This window comes from Paenibacillus sp. Lou8.1, from assembly GCF_024213565.1.
Lineage (GTDB): Bacteria > Bacillota > Bacilli > Paenibacillales > Paenibacillaceae > Paenibacillus > Paenibacillus polymyxa_B.
The window spans coordinates 147,766-161,908 of sequence record NZ_JANAVN010000002.1 but is presented as its reverse complement, the minus strand read 5'-3'; the positions used below and the strand labels follow the sequence as shown (position 1 = coordinate 161,908).

Annotated in this window: 13 protein-coding genes; 11 read left to right on the top strand and 2 right to left on the bottom strand. The window is 44.3% G+C overall.

What is annotated here, in order from left to right:
- Window positions 1-74: 74 nt before the first annotated feature.
- Window positions 75-992: an AEC family transporter gene (locus NLX78_RS03555; RefSeq protein WP_254325528.1), complete on the bottom strand. Its 918-nt coding sequence runs from the start codon at window positions 990-992 to the stop codon at window positions 75-77.
- Between the two features lie 250 nt (window positions 993-1,242).
- Here NLX78_RS03555 and NLX78_RS03550 point away from each other — a divergent pair, with 250 nt between their 5' ends.
- Together NLX78_RS03550 and NLX78_RS03545 are read left to right on the top strand one after the other, a co-directional pair.
- Window positions 1,243-2,247, top strand: a complete 1,005-nt coding sequence (locus NLX78_RS03550) for a copper amine oxidase N-terminal domain-containing protein (RefSeq protein ID WP_254349623.1) — start codon at window positions 1,243-1,245, stop codon at window positions 2,245-2,247.
- A gap of 178 nt (window positions 2,248-2,425) precedes the next feature.
- Window positions 2,426-3,214, top strand: coding sequence for an SDR family oxidoreductase (locus NLX78_RS03545; RefSeq protein ID WP_165176959.1), 789 nt, complete (start codon window positions 2,426-2,428; stop codon window positions 3,212-3,214).
- Window positions 3,215-3,309: 95 nt separating this feature from the next.
- On the opposite strand, the gene NLX78_RS03540 is transcribed toward NLX78_RS03545, so the two are convergent.
- Window positions 3,310-4,038, bottom strand: coding sequence for a DsbA family oxidoreductase (locus NLX78_RS03540; protein ID WP_254349622.1), 729 nt, complete (start codon window positions 4,036-4,038; stop codon window positions 3,310-3,312).
- 212 nt (window positions 4,039-4,250) lie between these two features.
- Between NLX78_RS03540 and NLX78_RS03535 the strand changes: the two genes are divergently transcribed.
- The 9 genes from NLX78_RS03535 (at window position 4,251) to NLX78_RS03495 (ending at window position 14,024) form a co-directional block, all read left to right on the top strand.
- Complete coding sequence (locus NLX78_RS03535) at window positions 4,251-5,279, top strand: LacI family DNA-binding transcriptional regulator (RefSeq protein WP_039273211.1); 1,029 nt, start codon at window positions 4,251-4,253, stop codon at window positions 5,277-5,279.
- On the top strand, window positions 5,272-6,150 hold the full coding sequence (rbsK, locus tag NLX78_RS03530) for a ribokinase (RefSeq protein WP_250268926.1): 879 nt from the start codon (window positions 5,272-5,274) through the stop codon (window positions 6,148-6,150). Before NLX78_RS03535 ends, rbsK begins: the two co-directional genes overlap by 8 nt.
- Before the next feature lies 1 nt (window position 6,151).
- Entirely contained in the window at window positions 6,152-6,586 is a 435-nt protein-coding gene (gene rbsD, locus NLX78_RS03525; RefSeq protein ID WP_069289656.1) for a D-ribose pyranase, read from the top strand.
- Between the two features lie 30 nt (window positions 6,587-6,616).
- A complete protein-coding gene (locus NLX78_RS03520) occupies window positions 6,617-8,098 on the top strand; it encodes a sugar ABC transporter ATP-binding protein (RefSeq protein WP_254349621.1) in 1,482 nt (493 codons plus the stop codon).
- A 1-nt stretch (window position 8,099) separates the two neighbouring features.
- The gene (locus NLX78_RS03515; protein ID WP_013310465.1) at window positions 8,100-9,068 is read left to right on the top strand and encodes an ABC transporter permease subunit; all 969 of its coding nucleotides are present in this window, start codon (window positions 8,100-8,102) and stop codon (window positions 9,066-9,068) included.
- A gap of 34 nt (window positions 9,069-9,102) precedes the next feature.
- Complete coding sequence (gene rbsB / locus NLX78_RS03510) at window positions 9,103-10,023, top strand: ribose ABC transporter substrate-binding protein RbsB (protein ID WP_025720638.1); 921 nt, start codon at window positions 9,103-9,105, stop codon at window positions 10,021-10,023.
- Window positions 10,024-10,244: 221 nt separating this feature from the next.
- The gene (locus NLX78_RS03505) at window positions 10,245-11,252 is read left to right on the top strand and encodes an ABC transporter substrate-binding protein (RefSeq protein ID WP_069289655.1); all 1,008 of its coding nucleotides are present in this window, start codon (window positions 10,245-10,247) and stop codon (window positions 11,250-11,252) included.
- 37 nt (window positions 11,253-11,289) lie between these two features.
- Window positions 11,290-13,005 carry an ABC transporter ATP-binding protein gene (locus NLX78_RS03500; RefSeq protein WP_025720642.1) on the top strand — a complete coding sequence of 572 codons (1,716 nt, stop codon included), beginning with the start codon at window positions 11,290-11,292 and terminating at the stop codon, window positions 13,003-13,005.
- A gap of 56 nt (window positions 13,006-13,061) precedes the next feature.
- Window positions 13,062-14,024, top strand: a complete 963-nt coding sequence (locus NLX78_RS03495; protein ID WP_254349620.1) for an ABC transporter substrate-binding protein — start codon at window positions 13,062-13,064, stop codon at window positions 14,022-14,024.
- Window positions 14,025-14,143 lie beyond the last annotated feature (119 nt).

The following is a 14,143-nucleotide window of genomic DNA, read 5'->3' as shown; positions in this document are numbered from 1 at the left end:
TTATCTTGAAAGGAAACGCTCCTGTCCTTAGACAAAAAGCGTCTCTAATCCATTTTTTATATTGATCATACACCTCAAACAAGATGCCGGGATGCTGAAATTAACAGGGTCATCGTAATGACATTCACAATCGTGGAAAGTAATACTGTTTGTGCGGCAAAATCGGGTTCATTTTTATATTCTTCCGCCAAAATACTTGTATTAACACCGGTAGGCATACCCGATGCAATGAGCAAAGCTTGAGCGGGAATCCCCTTAAGACCCAGCAGCAAGACGAGCATAAAACCGACTATTGGACCAGCAATCAGGCGTAGTACCATACTGATGTACACGGCTGTCCGGCGCAAACGAAAGGGATATTGCACAATTTGTGCTCCCAAAGTAAGCAGAGCCACGGCAACCATCGACTGACTAATATAACTCAAAGGTTCAGCCAGTAAATTAGGCAATGGACTATGCAGCAGATTTAGGAGCAAACCTAGCGCAAGCGCATAGGGAACAGGCATTTTTAAAAAATTAATTAATATTTTTCGAGTATTGGCCTTGCCGTTTTGCACAACAAAAGTGCCGTATGTAAATGTGACAAAGCTTTGAAAGGTCATAATCAGAGCTTGAACGGAAATGGCCAAAGGGTCACCTTTGAACACCAACTGATTGATTGGCAGACCATAATTTCCTGAATTATCTAGCATTACACTATTTGTAAAAGCTCCACGCATTCCGGGACTGTATTTCAGAGATCTGGCGACGGTAGTGCTGATTACGTACAGAATAGCTATGTACAAGGCATAAAAAAGTGAAACCTCACCCATGAGCATTAAAGAAATTTCCGAGTTATAAAGACCCGTAAACACAACTGCGGGGGTGATATAGTAAAAATTGATTTTAGCTAAGGTATACAAATCCAGTCGAAAATAATATTGCATGATACAACCAAAACCGATAAGTACAAAAATAGGTAAAACAACGTCCAAAAGAATGGTGCCGAACATATCTGTTTCATCTTCTTTCTATTATGCGAATGTAAAGGCTGATACTTAAAAATGCATGTGTAATTCTCATTATACTGTGTAAATAGGTTAGGCGTATAACAAAATTTTATAGTATGTTGGCAATCTGGACTGCAGTTATAGTGGTGTTTCACACATTATGTAAAAAAAGATAAAAAATCAGCTTAGAGAAGCCGTTAATACATCTAGGGACATTTGAGCCCGGTCTTTTACTATAAGGAGGAATCGCATCATGAGAAACACTTGGACAGCTTTACTAGCGTGTATACTGGTCTTGGGATTGGCAGCGGGAACCGCTGAGGCCAAGCAGGGACGCGGAAATGATCAGGAGAGCAAACAGGAAGCAAAGACGTCTGTTAAAGACGGGAATGAAAAGAGCGGGGAAGAGCTAATCAATCCCCATGACTCAGACAATGATCAGTCCAAAAAACAAAAGGACAAAGCATCCGATAAAAAGGATGAAAACAGTAAAAAAGAAAAACACGCAGAAATCAGAAAAACCGAACCTGTTGCAGTAACGGATGATACGTACGAGGAGTCCAAAGGCCATAATGGTCACAAGGGACGCAACGGTTACAAGGGTCTGCTTCACGCGGTAGAAAATACAAAGGATAAGCCGGCAGGAGCGGTTATTGCGAATCTGCTGCTTACGAAATACCCGGACCGTTTGACTCCAGAGCAGGTTGCTGAACTTGAATTGATCCGGAATTCTGGTAAAGCACTGACTGAGGCAGCTGAGCTACTGGCTGAAAACGGAAATGTGACAGATGCCGTATACATGCAGGAGGAGGCGGTACTGGCTAATGTGTCCGACCTGGACAGCTACAAAAAGCTGGGTGAATTCTCGAAGAAGGCCGGACGGCCGTCGGGTATGAAGCTGTTCGTGAATGGTGAAGAATACGATGCCAAACCGATTAACCGCAAGGGGACCACACTTGTTCCGTTTAGAACAGCTTCCGAAGCTTTGGATGCAAAGGTTTCCTGGGATCCGAAAGAAAAGGCTGTTACAGTCACCCGTAACGGCGTGTCCGTCAAATTATTTGTTAACAGTCCGAAAGCATATATTAACGGTCAGCCGTATTCTATCGAGCAGCCAGCATCCATAGTGGATGGGACGACAATGGTACCTGTAAGGGTAATCGGAGAGGCCTTGGGGACAAATGTTAAATGGGAGCCTGAAAGCCAGTCCGTTGTTGTATACGAGCAGCCAACAACAACTACTACATCAACATCATAACGTGTTGTAAACAAACAAAATTTTGAAAGCAAAAAGGGCCCCTGACTAAATGTCAGGCCTTTTTTGTTTTACCTTGCAATTAATGATTACGTATTCATGATACTACCAAGCTATTCGCATTATGTGTTGGTCATGTGTACAATTAAATAGAGAACACTGAGAAAAGGGAGTGTCATAGATGGATTTAGGATTAACGGGAAAAATAGCCTTTGTTGCAGGTTCCAGTAAAGGACTCGGCAAGGCAAGCGCACGGGAGCTGGCACGCGAGGGTGCGAATGTCGTCATTTCAGGACGGAACGAAGCAGAGCTTCAGCGGACGCAGGCGGAATTACTGGAAACAGCGAGTGGCCGCGTTGAATATGTAGTTTGCGATGTAACAAAACCAGAACATATCTCCCAGGCCATCCGCCGTACAGCTGACTTGTTTGGCACCGTTGATATTTTGGTTAACAATGCGGGTGGGCCTCCTGCCGGTACCTTTGATGATTTTACAGATGAAGTGTGGATGCAGGCCTTTGAACAAAATTTACTTAGTCATATCCGGTTGATCCGTGAGGTGTTACCTTATATGAAAAAACAACAAAACGGTAGGATTTTAAATATTGCTTCTTCCTCAGTTAAACAGCCAATTCCGGGGTTAATCATTTCAAATACGCTACGTACTGGAGTCGCTGGATTGGCGAAAACATTGTCTCTGGAATTAGCTCCTCATAATATTCTGGTACATACTGTAGCACCGGGGAGAATTGCAACCGATCGCGTGCGTAGCTTGGACGAGCATCGAGCTGAGAAAACCCAGCAAACGACGGATCAGGTTCGTAAACAAGCAGAAGAGGGCATTCCATTGGGGCGGTATGGAGAGCCTGAAGAGTTCGGTAAAGTTGTTGCTTTTCTGGCGTCTTCAGCTTCATCCTATTTGACAGGGAGCACCATCCTTGTGGATGGCGGAATGATTAAATCGTTATAAAATAAAGATGCGTGCCAGCCTCAGGTTTAATTGGGTGCTGGCACGCTTCTTTAAAAATTTATTTAGGAAGTAGAAAATCTTTATTCACGGACTGTTCAGCCCTCACGGCCTGGAAGCTCACAACCCTCATCGGTACATATACCACCTTCATTTTGTTTGGACGAGCTGCCGCTTATCATGGTGAAAGGTGAGCGTTCATCCCATGCTTTTTGAAGCGCATCATGGAATACTTCCTCCGGCTGGGCACCAGAAACAGCAAATTTTCGATCAAATACAAAGAATGGCACACCCTGAACACCTAACTCAGCGCCTTCGGATTCATCAGCTCTAACTTCGTCGGTAAAACGATCACTGGCTAATATAGCAGCCGCTTCCTTTTGATCCAAACCAACCTCAGTAGCCAGCGCTACCAGCACTTCATGATCCCCTGTATGCTTGCCTTCGATGAATACAGCCTGGAATAAACGCTCGCTCAGCTCCAGCATTTTGCCTTGTGTTTGAGCCCAAAGTGTTAAGCGGTGAGCATCAAGAGAGTTCGTCGGCACCATGGCATGAATATTATAATCAAGACCCGCAGAGCGTGCGTTTTCGTTCATTCGATCATTCATAGCCTGAGCCTCTTGCAGACTGACCCCATATTTAGCGGATAGTTCTTCATTGATCGTTTTACCGCTATCTCTCACAGCATCCGGGTTCAATTCGAAACTCTTGAATGTCAATTGCACCTCATTGCGATGTGGAAATTGCTGTAATACTTGCTCCAAACGGCGTTTGCCAATATAACAGAATGGGCACATATAATCAGACCATACTTCAATATTCATCAGGAAAAAGCCTCCATGTATACGTATTTTATTGAGTAACCGGGAGAGGTGCTCCCCACTTTAGAATGTGCATAAAGGTGGAACTTCATTAGTTACAATAAGAATTATAAAGCTAAAGCATTCAACGTGCAAATAATTAATGCTTGTCAAAAAATTAATGCTATGATATTTTATATGTGTAACCGGTTACACATTGGAGTTGAACCTACACTATGACAACAATTAAAGAAGTCGCCAGCTTTGCAGGTGTTTCCGTAGCGACCGTATCCAGAGTTATTAATGAAACTGGATATGTACATGAGGATACACGGCGAAAGGTTGAGGCTGCTGTGAAGAAGTTAAATTACAAGCCCAATGAAGTTGCACGTTCTCTGTATAAAAAGAAATCCAGATTAATCGGCCTGCTGCTGCCGGATATTACGAACCCTTACTTTCCCTTGTTAGCTCGTGGGGTGGAGGATCGAATGCAGGAAAATGATTTTCGGATTATTTTCGGTAATAGTGATGAAGATCGCCAAAAAGAATTGGATTACATGGATACTTTTGTTCAAAATAATGTCGTTGGTGTTATTTCTTCTACCAATGATCCCGATGCCGACTGTTACGCCAAACTGAAGATCCCGGTCGTTTTTCTCGATCGAACTTCCAGTGACAGTCTCTCCGTATATGCGGATGGAGCCCATGGCGGTTGCTTGGCTGCTCAAGAAATGGTTGCCCGCGGCAGCAAACAAATTACAGTCATGCAGGGCCCTGCACATATTCGTCCAGCACAAGACCGTTTTCGCGGGGCGGTTGAAGAGCTTCAGCAATCCGGAATTGCTTACCATGTGGTCGAGACAACTTCCTTTTCATTCAAGGAGGCCGAGTCGTGGGCCAAAGAGCTGTTTAGCAAGTACCCGGATACGGACGGAGTTATCGCAAGTAACGATATCGTGGCTACAGCGGTGATGCATGAGGCACATAGATTAGGAAAGAAAATCCCAGATGATGTTCAAATTATCGGGTTTGATGATATACCATTAAGCAGTTTGTTATTCCCGCCTTTGTCAACGATCCGACAACCTGCTTATGAAATGGGCTGGGAAGCAGCAGGACTACTCATTCAGTTGATTGAGCAGTCGCAAGTAACGAAGTCAAGCGTACCTAATCTTCATTCGAAAGTACTTACCTATTCAAGCATACAATTGCCCGTCAAATTTATAGAACGGGAAACGACGAGAAAGGTGGATTATGATGGCTAAAATTTCGATTATCGGAAGCAGTTCTATGGATCTCGTAGTTACTTCGTCCAAACGTCCCGGTGCTGGTGAAACGGTATTGGGTGAAAGCTTTACAACCGTACCTGGAGGTAAAGGAGCCAATCAGGCAGTAGCCGCAGCACGACTCGGAGCAGACGTTACGATGATTGGACGTGTAGGAGATGACCATTTTGGAGAACAGATTTTACGAAATTTTGAAGAAAATCATGTTCATACTGGTTATGTGAAACCGGTTACACATATGGAAAGCGGTACAGCGCATATTGTACTCGCTGAAGGTGATAACAGTATTGTCGTGGTAAAAGCAGCAAATAATGAAGTGACACCCGCCTATGTGGAAGAAGCGCTTGACGTCATCCGAAGTTCGGATATTGTGCTAATTCAACAGGAAATACCGTCGGAAACGGTTGTTTATGTAAGCGGAATTTGTGCGAAGTACCAGGTACCCTTGTTGCTGAATCCAGCCCCGGCTCGTGAAGTGGAAGAAAGCGTAATTGCGAATGCGACCTACATTACGCCAAACGAGCATGAAGCTGCCATTATGTTTAAGGATATGAGCCTGCAAGAAGCGTTGCGTAAATATCCCAACAAGCTGTTTGTGACTGAGGGCAGCAATGGTGTACGATTTTTCGACGGGGAACAGGAAGTCGTGGTTCCTACTTATAAAGTAGAAGCCGTTGATACAACAGGTGCAGGAGATACGTTTAACGCTGCTTTTGCAGTGGCACTGGCCGAAGGAAAATCGCTGGCCGACAGTGTGAAATTTGCTAATCGTGCTGCGTCATTGTCCGTAACCAAATTTGGAGCCCAAGGTGGAATGCCAACCCGTCGTGAAGTGGAGGAGCAATTATAATATGAAGAAACATGGAATCCTAAACAGTCATATATCCAAAATACTGGCGGATCTCGGCCACACAGACTATATTGTCGTGGCTGATGCCGGCTTACCTGTTCCTGAAGGCGTTACCAAAATTGATTTGGCCCTTAAACTGGGTGTTCCATCCTTTCAGGACGTTGTTGATGTCATTGCAGCAGATATGGTGATCGAAAAAGTAACGCTGGCCGAAGAAATCAAACAAGAAAATGAACAAGCATTGCAGTATATTATGCGCAACTTTGCAGGGGAGCAATTAGAACATCCACAGATTAATAAGCAGACTGCCGTCATTGAGTTTTGCTCTCATGAACAATTCAAGGAGCTGACCCGTTATGCGAAGGCGGTCATTCGTACAGGAGAGGCTAAGCCATTTGCCAATTGTATTTTGCAGGCAGGAGTTCATTTTGGATAAATCAATGTTGAATAAAAAGGAGGGTACAGCATGCAGATTCAAATGAAAGGAATTCACAAAGCCTTTGGAACCAATCAGGTACTGAGTGGTGTTGACTTTGATCTTCGTGAAGGAGAAGTACATGCCCTCATGGGTGAAAATGGTGCAGGAAAATCAACGCTGATGAATATTTTAATCGGACTGCATCGGCGAGATGAGGGAACGATCATCATTGACGGCCAGGAAACCTATTTTGCCGACCCCAAAGAAGCGGAGCAAAAAGGAATTGCTTTTATTCACCAGGAACTGAATGTGTGGCCGGAGATGACCGTGCTGGAAAATCTGTTTATCGGCAAGGAAATGACATCCAAGTGGGGCTTACTAGACAGCTCTAAAATGAAAGCGTTAGCAAATGAGCAATTCAGCAAGCTTTCGGTAAACCTTCCATTAAACGGTGAAGCAGGCGAGTGTTCAGTGGGTCAACAGCAGATGATTGAAATAGCCAAAGCACTCATGACGGATGCTAAAGTTATCGTGATGGATGAGCCGACAGCCGCCTTAACCGAACGTGAAATTCAGAAGCTGTTCGAGGTTATTACTTCTTTGAAAAAAGATGGTGTTTCGATCGTGTATATTTCACATCGGATGGAGGAGATATTCGCGATCTGTGATCGGATTACCATCATGCGTGACGGGAAAACGGTGGATACTCAGGCGATTCCCGATACGAATTTTGATGAAGTTGTACGGAAAATGGTAGGTAGAGAGCTGACTGAACGCTATCCGGTAAGAACGCCCGCTTTGGGAGAAGTGGTGCTGGAGGTCAAAAATGCCACGCATAAAGGCTTGTTTGAAAATGTGAATTTTACTGTGCGGTCTGGTGAAATTGTAGGTTTTTCAGGCTTGATGGGCTCGGGACGAACCGAGATCATGAGGGCGTTATTTGGACTGGATGCTTTGGATCGTGGTGAGATCCATGTACGTGGAAAAAAGGTGACTATTCGCAAGCCGGATGACGCGGTGAAACTAGGGATTGGCTTCATTACAGAAGACCGAAAAGATGAGGGCTTGGTTCTGGATTTTTCCATTCGGGAAAATATGGTGCTGCCAAATCTCTTTAGCTTTACCTCAAAAGGATTTATTTCAGGTAAAAAAGAGTTGGATTTTGTTAACACTGTAATTAAGCGCTTACAAATTAAAACTCAATCGGGTGAAACAACGGTTCGCAGTTTGTCAGGTGGTAATCAGCAAAAGGTGGTTATTGCCAAATGGGTAGGTATTGGTCCAAATGTACTCATTCTTGACGAACCGACGAGAGGTGTGGATGTGGGAGCCAAGCGGGAAATCTACCAGTTGATGAACGAGCTGACCGAACGTGGAGTCGCGATTATCATGGTATCCTCGGAACTCCCTGAGGTACTCGGCATGAGCGATCGTATTGTCGTGGTGCACGAGGGAAAGATCAGCGGAGAGCTGAGCAGGGAAGAAGCCACACAAGAAAATATTATGACGCTAGCTACAGGAGGACAGTAATATGACAACTATGAATGAATCAAAAAGCAGCAAAGGCTTTCAAATGTCACAAATCACACAGAAGCTTGGTCCGTTGTTGGGACTCATTATTTTGGTGATTATCGTATCGGTCTTAAATCCCAGCTTTTTGGAACCGCTTAATATTTTGAATTTATTGCGCCAGGTATCCATTAATGCGTTGATTGCGTTCGGTATGACCTTCGTTATTCTCACAGGCGGAATAGATTTGTCAGTCGGCTCCATATTAGCACTATCCAGTGCGTTTGTCGCAAATATGATGCTGGCCGGGTTCGATCCTATTTTGGCGATTATCATCGGCTGTGCATTGGGTGGCGTGATGGGGATGGTCAACGGCTTGATGATTACGAAGGGTAAAATGGCTCCGTTCATCGCTACACTAGCAACCATGACCATTTTCAGAGGATTGACACTCGTTTATACCAATGGTAACCCTATTACAGGACTCGGGGACAGTCTGGTATTTCAATTGTTCGGTCGTGGCTATCAGTTCGGTATTCCGGTTCCAGCGATTACGATGCTTATTACCTTTGCTGTCCTATGGATCATTTTGCATAAAACACCATTCGGACGTAAAACGTATGCCATTGGTGGTAACGAGAAGGCTTCGATTGTATCTGGTATTAAAGTACCGCGTGTAAAAATTTGGATTTACTCTCTGGCTGGAATGCTCTCCGCATTGGCGGGAGCTATCTTGACTTCACGTTTGAACTCGGCGCAACCGACAGCAGGTACTTCTTATGAATTGGACGCCATTGCGGCTGTCGTATTAGGTGGAACAAGTCTCTCAGGAGGACGCGGACGAATCGTAGGTACGTTAATTGGTGTGCTTATCATCGGTACACTAAACAATGGCTTGAACTTGCTGGGGGTTAACTCATTTTATCAAATGGTAGTAAAAGGGATAGTCATCGCTATTGCAGTATTGATTGACCGTAAAAAATCCGCATAATACACCTAATCTGCGTAGAAGGAGACACAAAAATATGAAAAAGCTTACATTAATAATGACTGCATTGCTGCTCCTGCTCATGACAGGGTGTTCCTTGGAACCGCCCGAATGGGCGAAGCCTAAAGCGGCCGCGAACCTGAAGGACATCAAAATCGGCTTGTCGATCTCAACACTGAATAATCCATTCTTCGTATCTCTCAAAGACGGAGTTGTGGCAGAGGCCAAAAAACAAGGAATGCAGGTCATTGTTGTGGATGCACAAAATGATTCGGCGAAACAAAGTAATGACGTAGATGATCTGATTCAACAGGGAGTGAACGCGTTGCTCATTAATCCGACAGATTCGTCGGCCATCTCCACTGTGGTACAATCAGCGAATGCATTGAACATCCCGGTTATTACACTGGATCGTTCTGCTGACAAAGGCGATGTAAAAGCACTCGTCGCTTCAGACAACGTAGAGGGAGGACGAATGGCTGCCAGATATGTGATTGATCAAGTTGGAAAAGGTGCCAAGGTGATTGAGCTGGAAGGTGTTCCAGGAGCATCCGCTACCCGTGAACGCGGAAAAGGATTTCATGAAGTAGCAGATAAGGATCTGAAAGTCATAGCCAAACAATCGGCCGATTTTGATCGGACCAAAGGTTTGAACGTGATGGAAAATCTGCTGCAAGGCAACCCGGACGTTCAGGCAGTATTTGCCCACAATGATGAAATGGCGTTGGGTGCGATCGAAGCAATCCAAAGCTCAGGTAAGAACATTCCAGTCATCGGTTTTGACGGTAACGAGGATGCGCTTAAATCAATTAAGGAAGGGAAACTGACAGCCACCGTAGCTCAGCAACCCGAGCTTATTGGTCAATTGGCGGTGCAGGCAGCCAAGGATGTACTTCAAGGTAAAACCGTGAAAACATCAATTCCCGCTAAGCTGGAGTTAGTGGATCAATCGAAATAAAAAGGGCGCTTGGCCCAACATATTAAGCTATTCGGACTGATGCTGTAATGCGCATCAGTCCTTTTTTTTTGGCTATTCTACGATGACGATACATACACATAAATGGAAGTTTTTTATTTTTGTATTGTAAGAAGAGACAGTAAAAGATAGAATAACAATTGTATGATAATGAGAATCACTATCATATTATGAATTGTATATATCTAAGGAGGACGTATATTGTGCAACAAAGGTACAGATTAAAATGGGAATCCACGCTTTGTCTTGTGGTTCTTTTGATGGTTGTATTGAGTGCATGTGGAAACGCAGCTAGCAACAACCAGACAAACGACAAGACCAGCACTAATGATCCTTCCGGGCAATCCAAGACGGTTGTCATGCGCGAATATACTGATGCCACTGGCAATAAGATCAGTATCCCTGCAAATCCACAGCGAGTTGTCACGACACAATATTTGGATGCTATGCTGGCCTTGGGAGTTAAGCCTGCAGGCGCTGCTTCCCATTTGTTGGAAGGCGACTATTTAAAAGGCAAGATTGACGGAGTTGCGGATATTGGGAACCCGACAAATGTAGAAAAGGTGCTGGAGTTACAACCGGACCTGATCATCACAACAGAATATACCACGCCCGAAGTGAAGGAGCAGCTAGAGAAAATTGCTCCAACCGTAGTCGTTTCGTTTGGAGAAGGCGATGTATTTGAGCAACTGCGGAATGTCGCAGCCGTGCTGGGTAAGGACAAGGAAGCCGAGCAGTGGATCGCTAGTTTCAACAAAAAGGCTGAGGAAGGCCGAAAGAAGCTGGTTGGAAAATTCAAAAAAGATGAAACGGTTACGATTTATATGGCCTACGATAAGAATGTGTTAAGGGTATACGGAGCGCGGAATGTAGGACATGTTATTTACCGTTCACTGGAATTGAATCCTCCTGAGTACATACGTCAGAAGCTGGCGAAGGACCCGAGATTTAATTATGTCTATGATGTTATTTCAATGGAAAAGTTACCTGAACTATCCGGAGACCGAATTATTATGCTGGTTTATGATGAAGCGAGCAAGGACGGAATGCTTAAGCAAATTGAGCAAAGTGCATTGTGGAGAAATCTCCCGGCTGTCAAAAACCACAAAGTGTATTTCATCAAAGCCGATCCGTGGTTTACCTACTCACCGCTAGCCGTTGACCAATCACTCGATGAGGCTGTTAAAATGTTTTCCGTTGATCCGAAGTGATCAGTTCAATTGAAATAAGAGAGGAGAAGTCATAATCATGCTTAGACGATTTTTTGAATACTATCGTCCTTACCGGACTTTGTTCATCATTGATTTCTCTTGTGCCTTGCTGGCTGCACTGCTGGAGTTGGCTTTTCCGCTTGCAGTCAACCGGGTGGTCGATGATTTGCTGCCCAGCGGGAACTGGAAATGGATTTTATATGCCTGTCTGGCTCTACTCGGTATTTATGTCATAAGTGCTGCACTGAATTACGTGGTCACCTATTGGGGACACAAGCTGGGCATTAACATCGAATCGGACATGCGTAAAAAGCTGTTTGATCGGGTACAAAAGCAATCTTTTCGTTTTTTTGACAATAACAAAACAGGGCATCTCGTTTCACGTATGACCAACGATCTAATGGATATTGGGGAAATTGCCCACCACGGACCCGAAGATTTGTTCATCGCGTTGATGACACTGGGGGGAGCCTTTGGTATCATGCTCGGTATTAACTGGAAGCTGGCTGTACTGACTTTCATCATTGTACCCCTCATGATTTACTTGTCTCTTTATTTCAGCCGTAAAATGTCTGCTGCATTCCATCGTATGTTTTCTGATATTGCGGATTATAACGCTCGTATTGAAAATAATGTAAGCGGGATTCGTGTTGTTCAAGCGTTCTCCAACGAAGCACATGAAATGGAACGGTTTGCTGAAAATAATGGGCGTTTCCGTAAAACGAAGCTGATCGCGTACCGGATTATGGCCTGGAATTCCTCGATTAGTTTTATACTAATGAAGCTGGTTTCATTGTTTGTGCTTGTGTGTGGAACATGGTTTGTTATCGAAGGACAGATGACCTACGGGGAATTTATCGCATTTGTGATGCTGTCTAATGTATTCCTGGGGCCGATTAAACAAATTAATTCTGTCATCGAAACGTATCCGAAAGGGATTGCTGGCTTCCGACGGTACCTGGATTTGCTGGAAAGTGAATCGGATGTAGAAGATCTGCCTGGGGCCAAGGCGGTTAGCCATCTTAATGGAGATATTCAATTTGCAGGTGTAACGTTTGGTTACGAAAACAAAGATAAGGTATTACGCAAAGTGGACCTATCTATCCATGCGGGTGAAACCGTAGCACTTGTGGGTCCTTCAGGAGCAGGTAAAACGACACTTTGCAGTTTGTTGCCTCGCTTCTACGATGTCGAGGAAGGTAGCATTACTATTGATGGAATGGATATCCGTGAAATGAAGCTGGAATCGCTGCGATCCATGATTGGAATTGTTCAGCAGGATGTATTCCTCTTTGATGGAACGATTCGTGAAAATATTGCTTACGGTAAGCTGGATGCTTCGGAAGAAGAAATCTGGGATGCTGCTCGTCGAGCTCAGATTGAAGACCTTGTTCGCTCATATCCTGATGGTCTGGATACAATGATCGGTGAGCGAGGTGTGAAGCTCTCTGGTGGTCAAAAGCAACGTTTGTCTATTGCACGGATGTTCCTTAAAAATCCGCCAATTCTCATTTTAGATGAAGCAACATCAGCATTGGATACAGAGACAGAAGCCGCGATTCAGCAAGCGCTGACAGAGCTATCCCAAGGCCGTACGACACTCGTTATCGCGCATCGTCTGGCAACGATCAAAAATGCTGACCGCATTATCGTAGTTGCAGATCAAGGGATTGCCGAGCAAGGCAGACATGAAGAGTTATTGGCAGTAAAAGGGGCATATAGCCGCCTGCACCAAGCTCAATATGGAACGTAAATAGGCCAATATGACACCGTAAATAGAGAGAGGAATGAACAGGTTTGACAAAGAAAATGTGGATTGTAATGATGCTTCTGTCAGTCATTTTAGCTCTTACCGCCTGTGGTGGAAATGTAAAGCAAGCGGATGAAAAGCAGAATCAAATATCTAGCGAACAAAAGTCAGAGGAAATGAAAACAGTCAAAACGATTCATGGAGATATTAAAATACCGGTTCACCCTCAGCGGATTGTAGTAGATATGTACCAGAATGATTTATTAGCACTAGGAATTAAACCTGTGGGAAGTGTTAAATATTATCTGGATAATCCGTTTTCGAAGGAGCTTGTGCAGGGCATTGCAAGCATTGGAGATCGCGGCAGCGTATCCATTGAAAAAGTATTGGCTCTGGAGCCTGATTTGATTCTGATTGGTTCCAAAGATGCTTCTGATTATGAAAAATATAGTAAAGTTGCTCCGACCATCGTCATTCCATATGGAACGTACAAGAATGTGCATGAGGAACTGACAGCTTTTGGTGAACTGCTCGGAAAAGAACAGGAAGCCAAAACATGGCTTGCGCAATACGATCAGCGGATGCAGGCTGCACGTGACAAGCTAAAGGGAATTGTTCAGCCTGGAGATACTTTCACCGTAATGGAAGCTTCGGAAAAAGAATACTATGTATATGGCGATAATTTTGGCAGAGGAGGACAGGCGGTATACAAAGGACTGAATTTGACACCTCCGCCGCTTGTCCAAAAAGAATTATTTGGTGAGACTCAATGGAAATCGGTGTCAAAAGAAGTCATTAATCAATATGCTGGCTCTTATATCTTTCTGACGGTTAACAAGGATTTGAGCGGTTACGAAGGAGACAGCATATGGAAATCACTGAATGCAGTCCGGCAAGGTAAGGTTTTTGAGCTCCAGGAGGATCGATATTGGTACTTCGATCCCATTGCCATTGTAGGGCAAGCTGAAGAAATCGCAGATTTGATCGTCCAGCGGAATAAAGAGAACGCCACACAGAAGTAGTCGCTTCGGTGTTGTTGGCAGCCCTTTGGTATTTATGCCGAAGGGCTTTATTTGTTCACAATAGGGCAGAGTATTAGGCATTCCTCGAAATTTGCTATTGATGCCGTTGCCACATTAAT